Origin of the sequence: Fervidobacterium nodosum Rt17-B1, from assembly GCF_000017545.1 — a bacterium.
GTDB classification, from domain to species: Bacteria; Thermotogota; Thermotogae; order Thermotogales; family Fervidobacteriaceae; genus Fervidobacterium; species Fervidobacterium nodosum.
Genome location: NC_009718.1, coordinates 1,506,467 through 1,529,220 on the forward strand (window position 1 = coordinate 1,506,467; position 22,754 = coordinate 1,529,220).

At 37.0% G+C, this 22,754-nt stretch carries 15 protein-coding genes, 1 pseudogene and 1 CRISPR repeat array (1 of these 17 cut by a window edge); of the genes and pseudogenes, 12 read left to right on the forward strand and 4 right to left on the reverse strand.

The window, feature by feature from the left end; translation table 11 throughout:
* Window positions 1–748: direct repeats of the CRISPR family, unit length 30 nt; unit sequence GTTTTAGAAGTGACTATGAGGGATGGAAAC; it begins 112 nt to the left of the window's first position.
* Between the two features lie 262 nt (window positions 749–1,010).
* The 7 genes from FNOD_RS07305 (at window position 1,011) to FNOD_RS07330 (ending at window position 5,771) form a co-directional block, all read left to right on the forward strand.
* A complete protein-coding gene (locus tag FNOD_RS07305) occupies window positions 1,011–1,424 on the forward strand; it encodes a hypothetical protein (RefSeq protein ID WP_011994551.1) in 414 nt (137 codons plus the stop codon).
* The gene (locus tag FNOD_RS07310) at window positions 1,402–2,106 is read left to right on the forward strand and encodes an RNA polymerase sigma factor (RefSeq protein WP_011994552.1); all 705 of its coding nucleotides are present in this window, start codon (window positions 1,402–1,404) and stop codon (window positions 2,104–2,106) included. The genes FNOD_RS07305 and FNOD_RS07310 overlap by 23 nt, the downstream gene beginning before the upstream one ends.
* Before the next feature lie 55 nt (window positions 2,107–2,161).
* Window positions 2,162–2,959 carry a hypothetical protein gene (locus FNOD_RS07315; protein WP_011994553.1) on the forward strand — a complete coding sequence of 266 codons (798 nt, stop codon included), beginning with the start codon at window positions 2,162–2,164 and terminating at the stop codon, window positions 2,957–2,959.
* Window positions 2,960–3,267: 308 nt separating this feature from the next.
* Complete coding sequence (locus FNOD_RS07320; protein WP_011994554.1) at window positions 3,268–3,825, forward strand: hypothetical protein; 558 nt, start codon at window positions 3,268–3,270, stop codon at window positions 3,823–3,825.
* Window positions 3,826–3,909: 84 nt separating this feature from the next.
* The gene (locus tag FNOD_RS07325; RefSeq protein ID WP_011994555.1) at window positions 3,910–4,743 is read left to right on the forward strand and encodes a hypothetical protein; all 834 of its coding nucleotides are present in this window, start codon (window positions 3,910–3,912) and stop codon (window positions 4,741–4,743) included.
* 149 nt (window positions 4,744–4,892) lie between these two features.
* The gene (locus FNOD_RS09935) at window positions 4,893–5,015 is read left to right on the forward strand and encodes a hypothetical protein (protein WP_274376816.1); all 123 of its coding nucleotides are present in this window, start codon (window positions 4,893–4,895) and stop codon (window positions 5,013–5,015) included.
* Between the two features lie 75 nt (window positions 5,016–5,090).
* Window positions 5,091–5,771, forward strand: a complete 681-nt coding sequence (locus FNOD_RS07330) for a class II glutamine amidotransferase domain-containing protein (protein ID WP_011994556.1) — start codon at window positions 5,091–5,093, stop codon at window positions 5,769–5,771.
* Between the two features lie 205 nt (window positions 5,772–5,976).
* On the opposite strand, the gene FNOD_RS07335 is transcribed toward FNOD_RS07330, so the two are convergent.
* Window positions 5,977–10,785: a DEAD/DEAH box helicase gene (locus tag FNOD_RS07335; protein WP_011994557.1), complete on the reverse strand. Its 4,809-nt coding sequence runs from the start codon at window positions 10,783–10,785 to the stop codon at window positions 5,977–5,979.
* Window positions 10,772–14,494 (reverse strand): hypothetical protein, encoded by a 3,723-nt coding sequence (locus FNOD_RS07340; protein WP_011994558.1) that lies wholly within the window; start codon window positions 14,492–14,494, stop codon window positions 10,772–10,774. Before FNOD_RS07340 ends, FNOD_RS07335 begins: the two co-directional genes overlap by 14 nt.
* A gap of 409 nt (window positions 14,495–14,903) precedes the next feature.
* On the opposite strand from FNOD_RS07340, the gene FNOD_RS07345 reads away from it, so the two are divergent.
* The 4 genes from FNOD_RS07345 to FNOD_RS07360 all read left to right on the forward strand — a co-directional run bounded on the left by FNOD_RS07345 (window position 14,904) and on the right by FNOD_RS07360 (window position 20,886).
* On the forward strand, window positions 14,904–17,369 hold the full coding sequence (locus FNOD_RS07345) for a DEAD/DEAH box helicase family protein (protein WP_202965502.1): 2,466 nt from the start codon (window positions 14,904–14,906) through the stop codon (window positions 17,367–17,369).
* Window positions 17,362–17,952 (forward strand): class I SAM-dependent methyltransferase, encoded by a 591-nt coding sequence (locus FNOD_RS07350; protein WP_011994560.1) that lies wholly within the window; start codon window positions 17,362–17,364, stop codon window positions 17,950–17,952. The genes FNOD_RS07345 and FNOD_RS07350 overlap by 8 nt, the downstream gene beginning before the upstream one ends.
* Before the next feature lie 399 nt (window positions 17,953–18,351).
* Window positions 18,352–19,632: an RNA-guided endonuclease InsQ/TnpB family protein gene (locus FNOD_RS07355; protein WP_011994561.1), complete on the forward strand. Its 1,281-nt coding sequence runs from the start codon at window positions 18,352–18,354 to the stop codon at window positions 19,630–19,632.
* A 432-nt stretch (window positions 19,633–20,064) separates the two neighbouring features.
* Window positions 20,065–20,886: an IS110 family transposase gene (locus FNOD_RS07360; RefSeq protein WP_011994562.1), complete on the forward strand. Its 822-nt coding sequence runs from the start codon at window positions 20,065–20,067 to the stop codon at window positions 20,884–20,886.
* Window positions 20,887–20,987: 101 nt separating this feature from the next.
* Here FNOD_RS07360 and FNOD_RS10015 read toward each other — a convergent pair.
* Window positions 20,988–21,106: pseudogene (locus tag FNOD_RS10015) on the reverse strand (IS3 family transposase); the annotation flags it as partial.
* Between the two features lie 134 nt (window positions 21,107–21,240).
* Window positions 21,241–21,420, reverse strand: coding sequence for a hypothetical protein (locus tag FNOD_RS07370; RefSeq protein WP_041256970.1), 180 nt, complete (start codon window positions 21,418–21,420; stop codon window positions 21,241–21,243).
* A gap of 256 nt (window positions 21,421–21,676) precedes the next feature.
* On the opposite strand from FNOD_RS07370, the gene FNOD_RS09725 reads away from it, so the two are divergent.
* Window positions 21,677–22,627 (forward strand): DDE-type integrase/transposase/recombinase, encoded by a 951-nt coding sequence (locus FNOD_RS09725; protein WP_011993230.1) that lies wholly within the window; start codon window positions 21,677–21,679, stop codon window positions 22,625–22,627.
* Window positions 22,628–22,754 lie beyond the last annotated feature (127 nt).

Below are 22,754 nucleotides of genomic sequence, written 5' to 3' on the forward strand. Positions count from 1 at the left end.
TTATCACCATTCTTGAGTGGTTTTAGAAGTGACTATGAGGGATGGAAACATATCCGAAAGTTTTTGTAGCAGCTCGTCTGTCAGTTTTAGAAGTGACTATGAGGGATGGAAACACTTCCCTTTGTTCGCGAGAAACTTCTTCAAGAACTTCAAGTTTTAGAAGTGACTATGAGGGATGGAAACCAAAGTATCTTCTTTACCAACCATACCCAACACCTCCTCTTAGGTTTTAGAAGTGACTATGAGGGATGGAAACGCCCTGGAGGCTTTGATGAGCTTGTCAATCTCTTCGGGTGTGTTTTAGAAGTGACTATGAGGGATGGAAACCCTAAACCGGCCCCGCTTGTCTGCGGTCCAATCTATTTCGTTTTAGAAGTGACTATGAGGGATGGAAACTTCTTTGACGATCTGAATCAGTTCCTCTGTGATAATAGAAAGTTTGTTTTAGAAGTGACTATGAGGGATGGAAACTTGTTTGTTCCAATGAAAAGTAAACATCGACGACGTCTTCGGTTTTAGAAGTGACTATGAGGGATGGAAACAAAGTTCTGAACTCTCCCTTCCCAACGTTAATGTAAGTTTTAGAAGTGACTATGAGGGATGGAAACTTGTACCCCCCCTTTAACAAGCTTCTTACTTCCTTTAAAAAAGTTTTAGAAGTGACTATGAGGGATGGAAACTTTAAAATTGCCTCATTTATAATTTTGTCTGGAACTGCGTTTTAGAAGTGACTATGAGGGATGGAAACTCACTCAATAGTTTCTGTCTCCTAATATCCTACGAAACTGTTTTAGAAATAACTATAAAAATGGAAACAATAAAGATCTGGTCAAAGACCAGGCAAAATGCTAAAAAGGGTTTTAGAAGGAGCTATCAGGGATGGTGTTTTTCTCAAGAGGGGTTTTTCTAACTAATCATGTTGTGATAGAAAGAATGTTTGGTAGTTAAGTTCTTTTGTTTTTTTGATATAATTGTCTTAGACAGGAGTGTTTGTTTTGGGGTGAGAAGACTTGAAAAAGCTCGGAAGTTATAAGTTTTATTCTCAACTTGTCATTTTCTATCATCCAGCGAAGACGGTTGGAAGTTTTTTGAATCTTCCAGATGTGTATATGTCAAGGAGTGGTACGAGATCATCAAGACCCGGGCTCTTGGAAGAAAAGGGCTCGCAAGTTCTTGTTGCCTTTCTTTCTACAAAGAATTATTCGGGTATAAGATTTAATTTGATAGACTGTTGTCCTTTGGCAAACGAGAGAATTTACGGAAACGAAAATTATATAATGAAATTCCATGGTGTTTCAGTCTTTAGGCTACCAGTTTTCTATATCAATAATTTAAAGCGAGAGAAGAAGATTGTCTTCGTTGCTGGTTGTTCCATTGATTTAGAGCATTGGAGTGATGAATGTGTCACAATTGAGAGATTTTAAAAAAATTGGCCGATGTCTAAGATTGTATATTCGTACGGGAAACTTTTCTTCTGAATGTGAAGGTGTTATCAAGAGTTTCATTAGGCACATAATATATAACACACCTGGTTTTAGTTTTGGAGCTTCGCGTAGCTTATCCAACGATGCTTTAGTTGACGACATTTCCCAGGAGGTTTTGAGTGCTTTTTGGAATGTAAGACAGAGATTGGAATCTATAACTGATGATGCTGCTCTGACTAATTATTTTATGAGATCTGTCAAAAATAAGATTCAAGACTATCGTCGCGCTAATATCAGGGCTTCAAGTGTTGTTTCATTGAATCAGTCAATTGCCTCGAATGATGATGAGTACTCTGAGATGCTCGATTTTGTGCCTGATAAAGGTTCTGAGATCGAGCAGTTCGATGAAGTCATTGCTGAATATATTTTTGACAGTTTCGTGAGCTATATGCGTAGTAAAGAAGCCGATATCTGCGATTATATTTTCTTTTCTTTATTAGCTCAAAGTACACACTTCAGAGAGTACAGTTCTACCGATGCAATGTATAAGGCTCATCAGAGGGCAAGGGATAGGGTAAAAGCATTTTTCGAGAAAGAGGTAAGTGTTTCATACGGCGTGATAAAGAAGATTTTAAAAAGATTTGTGTCAGAAATTTGCGAGAGTTTACGTAATAATAATTGAAGCAAAAGTACGCAGCAGTTGTTAAAGCAAGTGACTCACGTTTGGAGGTGTTCTTATGAAAAAATTGAAAGAAATATTTGACAATTATAAAAGCATTTCGAAAGTGATAGAAAAGCCTTACGAGGTTGGAATAGAAAGACTTGAGATTGGGGATATCTTTGTAGTCTATGCCGAAGATCTTGTCTATGGTGTTGTTATAGAAGAATTAGACGGCGTTTACAATGCAATCTTTCTAACAAGTGAACTGATATTAGGAGGTCCGGGGTACAAAGTTAAAGTGAACCATTTGGTTTCAGCGTTGAAAGTGACACCAATAAATTTTTACGTAATTCCTGAACTTGTTAAGTATTGTGAGGTCATAGGAAAGGTACAAGATTTGGAGACCTTGAAAGAAAACTTCAGAAAGCTGACGGAGAGAGAATACAAAGGTGTCTGGAAAAGCTTCTATGAATGGGAAACTAAACGTATAGGTATTTTCTATGACGCGTTTTTGGAATATATTAGCACTCAAGAGGAAACGAAAAAGGCACTTGATAAAGACGAACTTGATAAAGACGAAATAATAATTGATTTACGAAAGTTTTTTGATGTTGATGAAATCAAGAAGAGAATTACAGAAGTTGCTGCTGCCGCCTCAAACATTTTGAGCAAAGAAGATTATATATTACAGAGCGAAAATGGCGTTCTTTCCTTGTTCTTTTCCGACGAGTTTGTTGGCAAGAATGTTGAGGTTAAGCTTTTCAACAAGATAATCTTTTCAGGACCCGCTCCGAACGTTTTGAAAATTGATTTGCATACCGATGCTCCTGTAAGCATAATTTCTGAGAAGCTCGAAGTTGTTCTGACAGAATAATGTTTGGATTTCAATATTTCGTTATCATATAGACTCTTAATCTTTTTCTGAATAGCTCGGTGTGTGCTTTACGCACACACCTTTTTTGTTTATTAGGAATTCGCTATCCACTTTATTTTGCCTTGTTTAATCGTTCTTGTTTTTGGCAAGCATTTTGATTTTCTCCAAGATTTCTTAGAAAGCATCTGTCAGATTTCACCAGTTACGACGTTTATTATAGTGACCCTCAAAAATCTTTGCTAGTAATGGTTCTTTTGAAGCCGGTACGGAATTTCTAAAGTTCCAACTTCTTGTGGAGGTGGATAGTAGTGGTTAGAAAGGGGATAGTTATTACTTGTTTTCTATTCACAATCTCTATTTTCTTCAGTTTACAAGCATGTGTTGGCACTTTCGATGATCCATTACACGGCTGGACAATTTCGAGCAAGAAAGACCCTATGACTGGAAAAGAGAGTTGGTATGCTATTTCACCTGAGGTAAAATCGCTCGAAATAATGACCTTTCCATATTCAGGCACAAAAGCGAGGTTAGTCGTTGCAACAGATGGACAAACAGAATGGACGTACATATGGTTCAACAATGCACCCAACATCGTAGATTTCGACTTTGGGAGTGGGGGATACCTTATTATAAACACGCGCATAAAATGGGATAACCAAGAACCGGAATACGCTACGTTTTACAAAGAACCGCTGAGTAACTTCTTGAATTTTGGAAACGATGTGTATATCATTGACAAAATCCTGAACCACGAAAAACTGACGGTCGAACTCAATTGGTACAGCCAAGGATATGTGCATTTTGAATTCCCACTTGCAGGTGGCAAAGAAGCAGTTAAGCAGATAAGAAGTAAGTTCAATAAATGATAAGTAATTGTTTGGTTTCATTTTGCGTTCCGTACCGGCAACTTTTTTCAAAATTCATAAACTTCAGGGGAGGTTGGAAGGTATATGAAAGGTCTTAAGGGAAGCATATGGATCATTATCACGCTATTAACTCTCTTTGGAACAACTTTGCTTGCAGAAACAGAATCAGCAACAAGCGCTAGTTTGGCGGTTGTAGAGAACGAAGAAATAAGAATAATTGTAGACTTGGAGAGCTATGCAGGAACGCTATTTGACATTTTGGCAAATACAAAAGTCTTGCGTTTAACAATTACTAACAAGACAGGACTACCTTTGAAAATCATATGGGACGAATCTCTATTCACTGACAACTACGGGAAACCCGTCAAACTAATTCGTGAAGGTCAAAAGTTCATAGACGCAACGCGTGCTCAGGTTCCGACAGTAATCTTGCCGAATTCTACACTTTCAATTATTGCAGTCCCAGAGAGTCACATTTATTACTCAGGTGGTTGGCAAGTTCTTGGAATCTCCGGAATTGTTTCCAATAGAAAGTTGTTTGTTACATACGAAGTTAATGATAAAAAGAAGTACATAGAAACAAGTATAATAATAGAATTGCCATCGAAATCTTCTAAAAACCAAAAAACAAGGATCACTTTTCCATTTTTCAATATTCTCTACCCTTTTTCTGACAAAGAAGGAAACATAACAAGTTACAAAGGCTTCTCGGCACTTCTCTTTGGATACGTGGAAAAGAACTATTATGGATCTATGAAATTCAACTCATGGAACAACTTCTGGCATTGGGGAACGGCATTTATTGTACTCCCATATATAGGTATAGGAACTGAATATGTCAACGGTGATGGAACATTTGCATTTTCGCTTTTTACATTGTATATAGTCCCATTCTTTGAATTTTCAGTTTCATTCTAATTTTGATACCTTTTTCTTCTCCTCAACCGCCTCTATATTTGAGGCGGTTTTTCCTTTGAAAAGTTGAAAAAGTTATGTCAGATTTTGCCGATTCTTACGTTTTATATATTGTAAACTACCAGAAAAGCTTCTAGTTGGGAGGTATTCCTTTGATTAGGAGGAAAGAGGAAAAACGTGTGAGAAGAAGAATTCGTAAACACCGTCTTCCTGTTTGGGTACCTATTAAAAAGAGAGGATTATTAGAAAGGTTAGGTTTAATTAGACCGTCGTGATATCTCAATATCTTTGCGGCTTACTTATGCGGTTATTCTGTTAAGTATTAAACTTTAGAAGAGGAGGTCTTTTCGGTGTGTAGATTAGCCATTTTCAACAACATGGGTATAAAAGGAACATGGTTGGACATGCTTACTCTATCAAGAGGCGGAGATGGAAACGGGTTTGTTAGCTCAGAAGAGATAGAACCAAGACGCTACAAAATTGGCAAAACAAAAGATTTCTTAGTGAACGATTTGCATGTCAAGAAATGGTTCATTGGTGAAAACTACGCATATGAGCACGCAGGTTTAGAAATTTCTTGGCTTGTTTTTCACACGAGGTATGCAACGGTTGGAAGCGTTGACCTTGAACACGTTCATCCATTTGTTGTAAGAAATGAAAATAGAATTGTGTTGCTCATGCAGAACGGACACGAACCAGATAACATACAGCAATTGGCAGAAGAAACTGGAATATTCTTTGACGGAACTGATTACAGAACAATGGCACGAATAATTGCGGAAACAGGAGACAGTTGGCACCTAACCAAAACACGAAGCAACTGGTTTGTCTTTGTCTTTGAAAAAGCTGAAAACAAGTGGTATCTGAACGTTGCTTCATTTAGACCGTACGACCCACTTCATTTCTACGGGGATTTTAAAGGTTCTTTCTACATATCTTCAGAAAAATTAGAATCAGATCAAGAGACAAAGACATTAGAAGGTCTCTTAAGATTTGAAGTATCAAAAGAAAAATTGAAACTCCTTGTCTAAAACAACTTATTAGAGCTAATGCCTTTGGTTAGAAAGTATAATATGTAAAGAATTGATTTATTCTTTTTCACATCGCATGGCTTCGGTACTCCACCGAAGCCATGCCGAGTGAAAACTTTATAAGATAATTTTTTCCGTTCCACTTCCGTGGGCAAGTCCAATTTACAAGCTTCTGAGTAAGCAATACAGTTGTAAAATTAAGGTACTATTCTCCGAGTAACTCTGACAGAAAGTTTATAACATACTTTCTCTTTAAGGAATCATGACAGTATTGGTTTTTGTAGTTTCGTAGACAACCATAACAGCTTGAATCACCGTCTGTACCACCGCATTCGCAGTTTTTAACAATGTTTAGGGTTTCATAAAGTATCTTCGTAAAATTGTCCTCGTTAGCTATTCTTTTGACATGTCCTGCTCCTCCGGGAAAATCGTCAAAGAGAACTAATGCTGGACTCCCTAGAGCACCTTGATAGTAATATAACGTACCATCAATGTCTTGGCGTTCTATTTCTAAAGCTTTACTTGTTCCCTCGATTAGCCCGTACAACATTGATAACCAAAAGGCTTCGTCTGTATTGATGAGCTCTGGGATTTTTATAATACATATGTCGGTCTTGAATTCGTAACCTAATGCGTATCTTTCGAAAGAACCTGTGCATTCTTTGCCATAAGGATTCCTATGAGTTCGAGAATACTTATTATTGTATATCTCTGCATAACCACATTTTTTGCAGACTATAAAACCGCGCATTCCGGCGTTATTTATAACCGCAAGTTTTCCACTTCCTGCTGATATTTGTATAATAAAACCGTTCTTTTCCAAGGTTATTGGTTCGTCAATTTTCTCTTCCTGAGCAAAGTGATAACGCGTGGTGTAAGTTCTTTCGGGTTTTGTCATACTAGGTTTCCTTGGTTTTTCTGATATGAAACCAAATTCTGGGGTTATAAAAATTCCTTTTTGTTTCAGTTTTGAACCGCAATATTTGCATGTATCGAATGTGTCATGTTTTTCTGCTATATCGCTGAAGTATCTCTTACATTTATCACAGATACCGTATCGATATGTTATTGGTTCTCTGTCAGGTAGTTTTTTAATATATCTGCTTGTCCAGAGTTTTCCACCAGCTATGACTTCGCTGTCGGGTGCGTATTCAGATATGGCAATTTTCAGATCTCTTGTGAGCTCAAGCCCCTTTGCCTCATCGCCGTAATGATCTATAATCAACTCGACAACGTCTACTGGAAAGCCATATTTCGGAATCACGTTACTCTGCGAGAGATAATCTATTATGTTCTTATTTTCAAGTGTGTTAATGATTCTGCTTACTTCATCTGCTCTTCTGTGTTGACGATTGTTGGAGTATTCTCTTTCTATGGTTTTTAGTTCTTCTATGTCACTTAATATTCTTCTTTCGGCTTTTGTTAATACACCGTCTTTACCTATAAACTCATTAATCCACTCCCAGTTTTGAATACCTATTTCCATTTGTATGTCTTTTGGAACTATTCTTTCTAATCTCTCTTTCAATTCTTGAGGTTTGTTATGCAGGAATTCTCTCAATACCTCCGTTATAGGTTTATCTTTTTCGAAAAAGTTTTTAACTGTGCCGTAATAATAAGGATTCTCCTTCCAAAATAGCGAGAGTACGACTGAGTGAATGTGTCTTTTGATTATTTTCTCGTTCCTTAATTCAAAATGTGGTGGCTTTATTTTTCCTTCAACCATTCTGAAAGGTTCAGAAAAATGTGAAAAATCGTGTGAACGTGCTTGTGCAAATGTAAGTGCGAAGGCCGTTGATGATATTCTTCGTCCAGCACGTCCTACTCTTTGCACATAGTTTGAAGGGGTGGGTGGGACGTTTCGTAAAAATACGACCTCAAGTTCACCAACATCGACTCCCAATTCAAATGTTGTGCTACAGCTCAGTATGTTTATTTCTCCTTTGTTAAATTTTGCTTGGATTTCAGCAGCGGTGTCTGTGGTAAGTTGTGCGGTGTGTTCTTTCACCTTCATGCTTATCGGAGGTATTGTCAAGAAAAGTTTTCTATAGTGATTATTTTCCAATTCTTCAGAAATATTGATTTCAACTAGTTGCCCATCACAACGATACGATGGGCAAACACCCTGAACATTGTAAATGGATATCTTGTTACATTTTGTACATCTGTAGACCTTGCTGGATTTGTCAACTTCCAGGGGTACTATTTTCCAGTAACTTAAATCAAGGCGATAGCCATTCTTGGGGTCTCCTGAGAGGAAACTAGTTTGTGGAACTAAGAACTTATGCCATATGTCTGAAAGGAATTTTATGGCTTCATCCGTTGTTTTTTCTTCTCCCTTTACAGCGGCTAGGCGCATCAAAAAGTCTACCCTTGAATTGATTTTGTTTTCATAAGGAATCCAACTTAGCACTTTTTTCGTTCGCTCTTCATTTCCTTTAACGTATTTAAAACAAATATCTTTATTCAGTGGTGCAAAGAACTCGTCATTACGATCTACAATGTCGGGAAATTTCACAGCACCATATTTTCGTATGGTATCGAGCAATACGAATAGAAGATCATTTGCTTCGTTTTCAGTTAGCTCTACGAACTGTTTGCGTAAAGCTGGTGGAAGTTGATTATTCGATAACAACGGCTTAAAACTTAATACCCCTAGACTGGTTAAACTTGTTTCTCCGCCACGTTCCAAAAATTCATTAAGAACATACTTCCATGCAATTTCCTCCAATTCCTGGGGACTGTATTCTTTAAAGATTCCAGATTCTTGCATTATTCTTTTAAGATACCTCGCAAGATCATTTATTCTCCACTCATTCTTAATAATCTCATCCGCAAATCGTTCAATAGTCATTGCTAATAGTCGTTTTTGTAGTATTAGATTGTATGAATTCTCTAAATATACGGAGAAGAACGCAGCATCCTGTCGGCTATCCGAAAAGATCAACATTCTCTTTTTAGTTTCTGCAGAATTTGGTACTGATGGGACATACCATCCATCATCTGAGTTCAGCTCTAATTTTGGATTTTCTCTCTCGCCGGTATGTTGGTAAAGAGCTGTGGCTAAAACACTTGTTGCAGCCTCACTTCCAAGGATCAATCGTCTGACAATTGATGAACTGGGGTTAATGCTGCCGCATGCAGGACACTTATGAATGATTCCTTCACGAGTTGAGGCCTTGATAACTTTGACGTGGTATTGAGTTCCACAACTGCAAAATTCTCCACTTTCGTTCGCCTGTCTTATGGCACCACATTTTCCACAAAGAATGTACTCATTGTCGAGATCTTCTTGTTGTTCGTTATTGTCTAACAATATCATTTCATCCTCGTTATCCGGAGCAAGGGATGTTGTTGGTACTAGGAAGAATTTTAGACTCTTCATGTCTTCGAAAAATCGTTTGCCAGGCTGGTTCAGATACAACAAGTTATCCCTTGTATTGAGCTCACCTACTATGTAAAGTGAGTTACATTTGGAACAGGTGGCAATCTCGAAACACCGGAACTCTTTGTCATCAGTCCACTCTCGCCTATTTAAGTAAAGTTTTATTTTCGGAAATAGTGATATGAACCCGCCTTCGAGCGCACGTATAAACAGATGATACCTTACAGGAAGGAGTGGTTGCGAATTTTCATCCAGTTTGGCGTTGCTTGCAACATGCACTAAGGCTGACAAATTTTTGTAATTGAATTCATCGTTATCGGATGTAAATATTCTTCTCGCCATGTCCTCAAAATACTCAGGCTTTTCCTCTATTATGTTTTGAAGCTGAACAATTCTTTTATCATCTTTGAGGACTAGATACAAAAACTTCTGCCAATTGTCTTCACAGTTGTTTCTTACGTTCTCAATCACATACTCAGGAATTCCATGTTTCTTTCCTTCAATTATTAGTTTTTCAATAACTAAATTTTGATTACTTTCATTTTCAATAATTTCTGACCAAGCCGCATAGAGGGATTCTTCCGGTTCACCCCACGGTTGACTAGAAATATTGAGCTTTTTCTTCTTACCTGTGATAATATCTTGTCTCTTTGGATCTGTTTTAATCCACTCAAATTTTTCGTCAAACAGTTGTTCAGCGAACTTTGCTACTTCTTCGAATTCTTCGTTGTTTTCACTTGCAAGTGTTGCACTTGTTCCTATGCATTGAATTTTTTCTTTTTGACCTTTAGTTACTCGATCCTTTAATCTTCTAAGCAGCATTGAGAACTCGATGCCTTTTGAGCCTGAATAAATGTGAATTTCATCTACGACAATGAATTTCCATTCAGAAGCGTGTTTTCCATCAAAAAATACATTATCGTCAGGTCTTAGGAGTAAGTATTCAAGCATTGCATAGTTTGTTATTAGAATGTGAGGAGGTTTCTTTTGCATCATTTCCCTGGATAACAGTTCATTCACTAATCTATTTTCGTTAGGATTCATTTTTTGGAATTTTTCTATAGCTCTAGATTCAGTGCTTTCCGTTTCCCCTGTGTAGCTACCAAAGGTTATATCTGGATAATTCTTCAAGACTTGACGTAGGCGCTTTAGCTGGTCGTTAGCTAGTGCATTCATAGGATACAGGATGAGTGCTCTTACACCGGGAGTAAGCCGACCAATTTCTTTCTGTCTCATAAGGTAACTCAGAATTGGTATCAAAAATGACTCAGTTTTTCCACTTCCTGTGCCTGTTGAAATTATGACATTTCTCTTATCTACTACAATTTTTCTTATTGCTTCTTCTTGATGAATGTACAGATGTCTGTCAAGAGGCAAGGCATTAGATGAAAGTTTAAGAAACTCTCGTGAAAGGATACCTTCTTCGATTAGTTCTATTAGCTTCTTACCTGTTTCAAATGGTGGTGTTGCCTCTAAGATGGGGCCTTTAACAAATTTTTTCTTATTTATTAGTTCGCTTCTAAGTTGTTCCCTAAGTTCAGGGTCGTTAAATGAAAACGTAGTTGTTAAATAATCAATGTAACGATTTACAACTGTCCGTGTTGTTTCAATTGGATCAAGCCTGTGCATGTTCTTCCTCCCTCAGAGTTATTAATAAGCCGTCAGGAAGTATGACATATCCTTCTTTGTTACACTTTTCATGCTCTCTGTGATCAGAAAAAAGGCTCTTACATTTTTTGCAATACATAATTCCATCGCCTTGTGAATCTTCAATCTCGGTTATTCTGAACTTTCCGTTCAATAGGCTATTCCAGTTAACTGTAAAGTTCCAAAAGGAATTGTCAAGAATGTCTTTCCTTTGTTGACTGCAGAGTCGTCCCCTAAATCTTCTACCAGTTAGCGAATCTTCTACTAGTGGTTCTATGTCCTGTATCCAGTATTGAGCATTTGTTGGAAGTTCTTCGCTTTCTGATTCAACTCCTTCAATATCCAGAATTCTGATTCTTTTGATTCCTTTTACAACTTCTTCTATAATCTTTTTTGGATTTACGAGTTGAACGATGAATGAACTTCTTATAGATGGTTCCATACCTGAATCTCTCCAGGGATCCTCAATTTCGAATTGAAAAACATATTTCCCTGGTTCGATCTGCTCCAGATAATTCTCGAAGTTTAATGCGTATTCTCCGTCTTTGATTTTCCAGCGCCATTCCGGAAACTCTTTATTTAGCTTTCTAATAGACAAAACTCTGTCTGTTGCTTTTCCCAAATCTTTCCATTGGATATGTAGAACAGGAGGGTTATCTGTAGAAATTTCTATTAAGAAGCTCTTAACTTCCCACAGCAATCGTATATTTGCTACTAGTACTTGCCCTATTATGTTCTTGTTTTCGTCTTTAAAACCCAAGTATAACCCAGTGGTAGTAACTTTTTCCTGAGAGTGGAGTTCATATAGAATATCAGTCATTTCCTGAAGGTTAAACTTGACCACATCATCACCAATTCTTTTTCCTGTTATGTAAAAGTCTGTAGACCCAAGGTAAAGAAAAGGTTTCGTCTTAAGTAAGTAGGATGGGAGTTTAACTTGAAAGCTTCTTAGGTCATCAAACCAAACTTCCTTTGGGGTGGTCGTCCATTCTTCGTCTTCTGAAAACTTCCAATTTATTCTTGGAACGTTGAGGTTAAATGTGGTTTCGTAAATCATTTTTGCTCTATCAATCGAATTGTAGAATTCAACTGTGAGGTTCACGTTTTCTCTCTGACGATCTGTTCGAAGGATTTTAACTAAATCGCTGCCCTCAAGTTGTACGTTCTTGTCTATGTCAGTAACTTTGAAGGGTATATCAGACTTTAATAGAATTTCACTGTCAGATTCATTATTGTTTGAGAAATACCTTTCTAAGCTGACAGTTAAATTTGGGACTAAAACAAATTCCTGATTCCAAATAGGAACCATGTCTTTTATTAATGACAACCTAAAGGAACCATACATTTGCTTTGTTAGTAAACTTAGTGGAATTTCAATTGTACGACCTGCAAAGCCTTGGCCAATGAGTTCTTTTACTGGTTTGGATATAACTTGACCCGTTTCATCAACAAGATTTATATAGTATAATCTTATATCTTCATCTTTTCTGATAGAGAAAACAAAGCTTGGACTAAATGTGGAATAGATTTGTTTTCCGTCCAGGCTTATCCATTCGACTATCTTAACTCCGTGTAATTGTGGTTCAGTATTTATCATTCTTTCTAGTCTTCCAAAGGTCTTACCATCCTTTTCTAGGATTATTGATTCAACGTCTCTCAGATTAAGGCAAGTATATTCATAGTCATTCCATCCAGCAATAAGTTGTTCCCTTTCAATAACAATATCGGGAATCACTTTGCATCCTGCTTTTGTTACTAAATAGATGGTATCGTACTTTTCCGGAATTTCATCACCAATAATAAGTTTCATTTCCGGGCTAAATAGCATATAATCTCGGTTAAGTTTGAGCACCCATTTTTTTATTTCAATGTGAGAATCCATATCTTCTATCAAGAATTCATAGTTTTCACATGGTTTAGCTAAATGCTCTATGATAGCTTTGGTGCGATACATGTCACCAGCACGTCGATAACGTAGTTGCTTTGTTCCAAGTATAATATTGTCACCCTTTATCTTGAATTCCCACGTCCCAAGTTTATCGCAATCGCATATTACTTGCTCCGGTAAGATTACTTGTATACTTTTGCCTGTTGGGTCAAGTCTCATGGTGGGTTTTCTAAACCGGCTATGTGGTTTATCACTCTCTTCGTATAAGTTTTCATCTTCTTGATAACGATTGAAATTCCTGGTGGTTCGTACAATGTACCTTACAGTGTTGGTCATGGCTAAACTAAGTTTTTGCTCAAGCGATTCTTTTATTCTTGTTTTTAACCTGCTTGGTAAATTAATATCTTCAATTCTTTCACTTCTCACTATCCTCTTTAACAAATTGAGACTTTCGTAAATGAATCTCTCTGCAACTTCCCTACCCTGGAGTATGAAGATTCGAACAGGCTCAGGAAGTAAACTCAATAGATTGTTTGTACGAATGTTGATAAGCTCATGATTCGCAATTTCATTTTGAATACTTTGAAGCTCTTCTTTAATCAACTGCATATTCATTTCATAGTTAAATATCACAGGTAGGCAATTAGTCATATCATGCAAATCTTGGTGAGAATAGCGTTGTAGTCTCTCTTGTTCTAAGTCGTTTATTTTCTTTCTCAGTTCTTTTTGCTTTTCTAAGAACTGGAGTCCTTCGATGATTTCGCCTGGATATACATTTTTAAGCTTTTCTTCGAAATCGCTAAGGCTTTCTGCTCTTTTCTTGCTTAATTCCTCCCTCAGATTTTTCAAAACTTCATTGGCAATTTGATTGTTAATGTTTACAAGGTCTATAATGCTTTTCGAGCTTGTAGACATTCTAACAAACTTAAGGTTTGTTGCTTGCGTGTTATCTTTGATATACTCTTCCATAATGAGCAAGCGTTTAAGTATTTCGAGATCTAATTGTTCTATTTTCATGCATAGCTCACTTTTTTTGCTGAAAATCTCGAGAATTTCATTAATTTTGCTGAACAGGTCGTCAAAGTCTTTTTTCTTCTTTATATAATCGTTGAGATTTGCTATCAACTCATCTACCAATTGTGATTGTGATAATGCCTTCCTTAATTCTGTCAGCTTTCCAAGGGTTTCATATAGTGGAAACAACTCCAAAGTTCGAGTAAGTTTTGCTTCACGTTCTATCAATTCTTCTAAAGTATTTCTTGCCATCAGATTTTGAGATTCTCTTCGCCATTGTTCGACAATTGGTTGGACATTTGCAAAAGACAAGTCATCTCCTGATAATTCTTTCTTATAAAGATTATAGATGAAATTGAAATAGTCATCTATATATACGTTTGCAACACATCCATGTGCCAACACTGGTGTGACATATCGTAATCCTCCAGTGAAAAACATCATATCATGTTGTCTTAAGGTGCTTAGGAAAATTTCACCCAGCTTTCGTTGAACAGCTATCTCTTCGAAAGGTATGTTGAGAACCTCGTAAACATGTGCCCAAAAGTTTCCATTATATTTTAGGATTCCGGTCCAGACGAGAAATGTTGAAATAGCAAGGGAACCGGTAGAAAACTCTTCCACTTCGAAAATACATTCTCTGATTATTTTAGTAATGCATGTATAATCTTCCTCGTCGAAATCAATGAGCCCAAATACTTTTGGTTTACTTTCGGAGTTTAATATATCTTCAAAAAAATGTTCGAGCTCTTCTAAAGTTCTAAACCTATCCAAGGATAGTATGCTCATAAAATCGCACTCCTCATGTGTCTTATAACAATTATAACATATTTGTATGTTTTTTATGTATCGAATAAATTAACTTTATCTGGCCTCATAACACACGCGATGTCTTTTTAATAGCTGCGAGTGTAAAGGAAACCTGTTTCTTAAAAGGATAGTTTTAATTGTAAAAAAGCGTAAGAGTCTCGACTAGGTGACGTAAAAATAATCCTACAAATTTTATAAGACGTTCCTGATGGATTGGTATAAAGTTACTTGTGTTATTATTTATTATGGCTTCTGTTATATAATATTTTTGTACCTCAGAATTTAAGTCAGAAGGGTTTGGTAAATCATGGTCGAAGACAGTCGGAAATTTAGACAACCTTATTCAACAAAAAGCCTGCTTCCATCGTGTTTCATCGGAGGAAACGATTTGTTTTTGAAAGAAATCAGCGAGACTATATTAAAGGCTATTGAGATAGATATAATTGTTTCGTTTGTTCTCAAATCAGGTGTTGAGTTGTTGCTTGAACCGTTAAAGAAAGCAAGTTCAAATAGTGCAAAAGTGCGGGTGTTAACGAGTACTTATTTGAATATAACCGAACCTTCCGCACTTGTTCTCTTGAAAGATTCTCTTGGTGACAATTTAGATTTGCGGGTCTTTAAGTATGAAGATAAACATTTTCATCCGAAAGCGTATATTTTTGAGTTCACAAATGGCGATGGAGAGCTCTTCGTTGGGTCTTCAAATATTTCCAAGGATGCTCTGACTGGTGGTATAGAGTGGAATTATAGAATTTCAAAAAGCGCAAATCCTGAACATTTTGAGTATTTCAAGAAAGCTTTCTTTGACTTGTTTGAAAATCACAGCGTCTTAGTCGATGATAAGTTCATCGAGCAATATGCTGAAAAGTGGGCAGCCAAAAAGTCTGACTCCGAGTATGAAGGTTTGAAAAATTTGGAAAAGGATATTTACGTTTTTGAGTCGGATGAATGTGAAACTAATTTGGAGGAAATGGAAGGTATTGAACAAAGTAAGTCTGAGCTGTCCAATTTACCCATCATTCCTAACGAGGTTCAGCAGGAAGTTTTGAGGGAGTTGAATAATACAAGAGCAGAAGGATTCACAAAAGCGCTTGTCGTTTTGGCTACAGGGGTTGGGAAGACTTTCCTCGCAGCATTTGATTCTATGCAATTCAACAGAGTTTTTTTCATTGCACACAGAGAGGAGATACTAAAACAAGCGAAGAGCACGTTTGAGAAAGTACGCCCAACATCTCGCATGGGCTTTTTCACCTCTTCAGGGAAAGATACAGATGCTGATATCGTTTTTGCTTCTGTGTTCACAATTGGCAAAGAAGAATATCTGAACGATGATTACTTCCCGCCGGACTATTTTGACTACATAATAATTGACGAGTTCCACCATGCTGCGGCTGAGAGTTACAAAAAGCTCTTGAGTTATTTCAATCCTAAGTTCTTGCTTGGCCTTACTGCAACACCTGAAAGAATGGATGGTAAGGATGTATTCGAAATATGCGACTACAACGTTGTGTATGATTTAAGGCTACCGGATGCCATTAATAGAGGATACTTAGTTCCTTTCCACTATTACGGAATCTATGATGAAACCGACTTTTCAAAGATTCCAATTATAGACGGTCATTACAAAGAAGACGAGCTTGAAAAAGCATTAATGCTCCATAAAAGAGCTGATTTAGTGTTGCAAAAGTATGTAAAATATGGTAGAAAGCGGGCAATAGGTTTTTGCGTTTCTCGAAACCATGCCGAATACATGGCTGATTACTTTAACAAGAACGGTGTAAATGCATGTGCCGTTTACAGCGGTGAACAAGGTAGAAATGCTCTTCCAAGATGGGAAGCTATAGAAAAACTCAAAAATAGAGAAATAGATGTGATTTTCACCGTAGACGTCTTCAATGAAGGTGTCGATATTCCTGAGATAGAAATGGTCATGTTCCTAAGACCTACAGAATCTACTACCGTTTTCATCCAGCAACTTGGGAGAGGTTTGAGAAAAGCTAAAGGTAAGAAATACTTGATAGTGCTCGATTTTATAGGCAACTATAAGAATGCTGTTCTTGTTCCGTTTATACTTACACAGAAAGAGTACGATATTAGCTTGCTGAGAAGAGAACTTGATACAAAAAAACTAAGCGAAGTACTGGAACTCCCCAAAGGTTGCGAAGTTGAATTTGAATTCAAAGTTGTTGACCTCATTAGGAAGATGGCAAAAGAATTGCAGCAGATAGAAGAAATCATCTTTAACGAGTATCTTAGAATAAAGGAATTCTTGGGTCACAAGCCTTTGAGGCACGAGTTCTATAAATATGTAGAAAAAGTTGTATATAACAACATACGTAGAAACTCGAAACTGAACATCCTGAGAGATTATATTGCGTTTCTTAACAACCACGGAGAGCTCGATGAAAATGAAAGAGCTATTTGCAATACTATTGCTCATAGGTTTATAAACTTCATAGAGACTACTAATATGACAAAAAGTTATAAAATGCCAGTTTTACTTGCGTTTTATAACAATGGAAACCCGAAATTATGCGTAACTTCAGATGATATTTATATGAGCTTTAAGGAATTTTATTCCAATCCATCCAATGCTGTCGACTTAAAAATGCACAGCTCCACGAGAGATTTTGAAACATGGGGAAAAGATGAATGGGTGAAGCTTTCAAGAAAGACCCCTGAGCATTTTCTTGAGCAAACACACGGAGAATTCTTCAAGAGAAAAGGTGAGCTGTTTTGCCTGAATGAAGAACTTGCGAGGTTCTTTAATAATAAAGCATTTATAGAACACTTTAGAGATGCAATTGAGTACAGGACAATAAGGTACTACAAGGAGAGGATAAAGCATGGATAGAACGCTGGATTATTACAATAAGAACGCGAAGAAGTTTTTCGAGGATACAATAAACGTCGATATGAGCTTTTTGTATCAGATGTTCTTAAAATACATCCCAGCCAGAGGGAAGATTCTTGATTTGGGTTCTGGTTCGGGAAGGGATACAAAATACTTTCTGGAACGAGGTTTTTCTGTTGTTGCTACTGACGCTTCGCCTGAGATGGTAAAGATATCGACCGAATACACAGGAATCCAAACACTTCACATGAGTTTTGATGAGCTGAACTTTGTTGAAGAATTTGATGGTGTCTGGGCTTGTGCATCGCTTTTGCATGTTAAGAGAAGCGAAATAGATGATATCCTATACAAGATACGCCGAGCACTCAAGCCTAATGGAATACTCTATGCTTCTTTCAAATACGGTAACAAAGAAGAATACAGAGAAGATGGAAGGTATTTCAACTACTACGACGAAGATGCTTTTTCTGAATTGCTGAAAAATCATCCATACTTCAAGCTCTTAGAAACCGCAATCACAACAGATGTAAGAAAAGACAGGGCGAACGAAAAGTGGTTGAATGTGATATTGAAAAGAGTATAAGTCAAGGCTCAAACATTTTAACTTGCCAATGAAAGTGGAAAAGACAAAATTATATTGTTAACCCCTCAAACCGCACGTCAGTGGTACCCCACCAAAGCTATGTTCTTTAATCTAATCTGACTCCTTTCTTAGCCAAAGAGAACACCCTCTTGTTGGTTATATTTTACCACATTCGAGGGTGTTTTCTGTGTATTATTAAGGTCCTGCACTGAATATCATCTGTTCCATGATGATTTGGAAAAAACAGTTGAAAATGTTATAATTATAAAAACTGATGTTCTTGTAACTGTTACGTAAATCTACCTGAAAGGACATGTACTTCAAGGTATTGGGCTGAACATTTCACTGGCTAAAGAGCTCTTTCACTTGGTAGAGCTTGTTCTGCTTGGTGGGGGTAACATGACAAAAGCCGAGAGAATTAGGCAAGCTATCCAACAAACTAAACAAAGACATAAAGAGCAAGTTCCAGTGGTCTATGAACTGAAAGTAAATCTCAACTCGCTATCTAAGGCAGATAGAAAGAATCTGATTGCCTTGTTCTCTGAAGCTAAGTGGTTGTACAATCACATTGTAGCTGATATTGACAATAGGCTCAAATATGAATCATATAAACTGTCAGAAGTTGAAGTCAAAGTAGGGGATAAGTTTGAAACAAGACCAATCATTAATCTATCTTCTCAAATGAAACAGTCCATAGTAGAAAGAATTCAGAGGAACTTGTACGCATTACACAGCTCGAAAGAGAAAGGTAATAAAGTAGGTGCTCTGAAGTTTAAAAGAGAAGTAAACAGCATACCACTTAAACAATACGGGAAGACTTTTAAATTTACGAACGAGCAGAAAACGAAAGTTAAATTACAAGGGTTCAACAAACCAATTCGTGTACTCGGAGGTCACCAGATACCAGAGGATGCCGAAATTGCAAAAGCAGAGCTTGTGAGAAAAGCAAGTGGGATATACCTGCATGTGACATGCTACATTGGCAAAGAAGATTTCCTAAAGGTTTGGCAAAACAGAGTTAATCGCAAGCAAATAGTCAAACGACGGGAGTGGAAAACATTTAATCAAGCAGCAGCAATAGATTTCAAACCAACGGGAGTAGTTCTTTCCAATGGATTGAAAATAGAATGGAAGATAGAAGAAACACCAAGACTGAAAAGGTTGCAGCGGACATTATCATGCAAGAAGAAGGGTTCAAGAAATAGGCAAAAAGTCAAACAAAAGGTTAGGAAAGAATATGAACATATAGTAAACGTAAGGCAGGATGTAGTTAATAAAGTAATCTCATTGCTATACAGGTACGATACACTAATCTACCAAGACGATAACATCCAGGCATGGCACAAGGGGAGTTTTGGCAAATCAATACAAACGAGTGCAGTAGGGATGATAAAGCGAGGACTGAGGGACAGCCTTCGAGTCTCTACTGTACTCATAGATAGATTCCAACCTACCACGAAGACTTGCAGCCGGTGTGGCAACGTACAGAGCTTAGAACTCTCTGACAGAGTATACAAATGTCCTGCTTGTGGCAGTGAACTGGATCGTGACTTAAACGCAACCTATAATATGCTGAAGTTCGTAGGGCTGGACCGGTCCGAAGTAAAGCCTGTGGAGCACGAGACCGCTGTCAAGATTTTTGGGGCCAACCCAAAGGTCTTGATAAGTTTCGTGCAATGAAGCAGGAAGCCAATCCCTTAAAAGGGGTAGGAGGAGGTCAAGATAATATTTCAAAGTGATAGAAATGATGTCCACTATGAACCCACTTTTGAAAGCTTGAAAGGTGAAAAATCGTATTCCTGACTAACTCTTCACATCACATGGCTTCGGTTCTTTACCGGAGCCATTTGTTTTAATTTCTTCTGATGCTACTTCCCGTTGTAGAATTTTATATACTTTTCTATCGACCTCCTACATAAAATTATGGTATAAATATTCTAGTTAAAAGATAGGTAAGGACAGAACAACTTCTCTCATTTTGGCTTTCAAGTAATTTGTAGAATCTGTTGACTGTTCAATCATAGTAAGTTAGTTGGGTTTGCAACCCTTGTCATACTGGAGATTTTGTTCAGCAGGCACTTGCCTTTTATTCCAATCAAAGGAGGTCATGCCATGGATAGTAAAGTTTTTTCTGTTTTCGTAGGTATTGATGTTTCCAATGGTAACTTTAATGCCTGCGTAATTCACAATCCCAATTCCATCATCTTTGAGAAAGATTTTGAGATATCTAACCAAGGTTTTTCCTCATTTGCTGAAAGTCTTTCTTCTTTTCCCAAAGACTCCATCGTTTTAACATTAGAATCTACTGCGTGCAACCAAGTCAATTTGCTTTCGTTCCTTGTTAAAGATTTCTCTTGCGTTGCCTTTAAACCTTTGAATGTTAAAGATTCTCCTTGTGATTCTTTTAGAAAGACCGAGAACGAGAAATCCCATGCTTACTCTATTGCTTGTACTTTGTTTTATTTTCAAGAACAACTTTCTTCTTCCTCATTCCTTGATACTGAGTTTCGTGATGTTGTTATAGAACGTGAGAGAGTTATCCAAGAGATTTCAGAATCCAAGAGTGAGATCAAACAACTTCTTATTGTCCTTTTCCCTGAACTCGAAAGGTTTACTAATATCTACAGTGATTCTACTTTAGAATTTCTTCTCTCTTTTCCTTCTGCTAAAGCAATACAGAAAACTTCTCTCGAAGCCTTAAAAGCTTATTATTCAGAAGCTATCGGCAGGGAACCAAATATTTCTCCAGTCTTTCTAAAAGAACTCGCAGATAACTCTATTGCTCAGTACTGGCCCTTGAACGAGAAGTTACTCATCCACGAAATTGAAAGACTCAGATTATACCAACAACAACTTAAAGAATACGAAGGGATACTTACCCAATTTTGCGAGTGTTATTCAATTGATGTGAGCAATTTAAATAATAATGGCTGAAAAAGTTTTCAGGTTAGTCCATACCAGTTTGTTATCTTGAATTATCATCAAATACAGCTTCGCTTTGCTGTTCTTCTTTTGTCGCTTTTTTTTGTGTAATTTTTATTCCTTATCCGTGCACATAGTCCATATCTTTCATTATTCTGTATACCTTTTTATGGTTTATCATCATCCCTTCGTTTCTTAGCTCCATTGTTATTCTTCTGTATCCGTATGTTCTATTGTGCTTGAAGTATATCTCCTTTATCCTTTCTTTTAGTTCCTTATCTTTGTCTTTCTTATTTATCGCTCGGTAATATGCATTTATTGATATGTTTGCTATTTCACACAACAACTTGATGCTGAATTCTGTGCTTAGTTGATTGTTTCTGCCTTTGCTCTTTTATCTTTTTCTTTAACCTGTCTTTCCATGATTAATTTCAAATACGCTTCCTCTGCTTTTGACATTTCCAGCTGTTTTTCATGTGCTTGTTTCTTTGGTCTTCCTCTTTTCATTTCCACGTTTCCATGGGTAAGGTAGTTCTTTATCCACATTATTACTCTACCTTCGTCGATGCCTAAGATGCAATCTTGTTCTTTTGAAGATGCTTTTCCAAATAGAGTCTGATAACTTCTTGTTTCAGTCCAGAAGGATATTTCGTGAATTTCTGAGCTTTCTTAGCCAAATAAAACCCCCCCTTGTTGGTTATGATTTTGTTAACCAAAGGTATTGATAAATTTCAAAAATCATATTATCTTCTTAAAGAGGGGACACCCCCCAACCAACTCTCGACAAAGGAGGTATCCCGATATGAACAACTCAACGCTCTCTTGTCCAAAATGCGGTTCCACCAGCTTATACAAAAACGGTCATGACAAATACGGTAACCAACAATTCCTTTGCAAACTCTGCCATCATTCTTTCAAACTCTCCCATTCTCAAAAACGCAAAAACTTCCCTTTCCCTTATCCCAAATGCACTTCTTGTGGTAAATCTATGCAAATTTACAAAGTCCGTCGCTCTTTCGTTGTCTTCCGTTGTAGAGCTTGTCGTACCAAAGATAGAGTACCTTTTAACCTCCCCGAACCAGTCACCCTTATTCCTGAGAAATTTAAATATTTCCGCTTCCCTATCTTTTTCGTCTTAAAGGCTTTTGTTTTGTATATGAAACACAATATGTCTTATCGCTCTCTTGCTCATTCTCTTAATATCAAAGTATCTCATGTCACCATATACAAATGGGTTATTAAATTGTGTACTTTATTCTCTGTACTTTTTCCAACATTTACCATCGAAAATGTTTTCTCAGTTCATGCTGATGAAACTGTTCTTGTGTTCAAAGAACAAAAGTACTATGTTTGGCTATTAGTTGATCACGAAACTAACTTAATTCTTTGTTGGCATGTCTCAAAGTATCGTGATATGGGACAAGTCAAAGTATTGCTCGAGAAGTTCTTTGGTAATTCAAAACCTAGAAACATTGAACTTATTACTGATGGACTTGGTGCATATGAAAGTGCAGTAAAGCTGTTGTTCAGAAATATCAATCACGTAGTGGTACCGCTCGGTAAAAACAATCAATGTGAATCTAAGTTTTCATTGTTGAAAGACTTTTTCCGACTCAAGCGAGGGCTGAAGAATACGAAGAACTTAGCGAAATATATTCAAGGATTTTGTGTAGTGAAGAATCTTTGGAAAACGCACAATGGCAATATCAATCGCATTCTTTCACAATTACACTCTTTCATCACTACAAGTTAACACTATCGTTTTCACTCTTTTTTGGTTTTTTCTTGTTAATATTTTACATCTAAGGTAAATAAGTGTCAATTAGAGTAAAGTATGTAAAAAAGACAAAGAGCGGAATATAACCGCTCTTTGTTTGGAT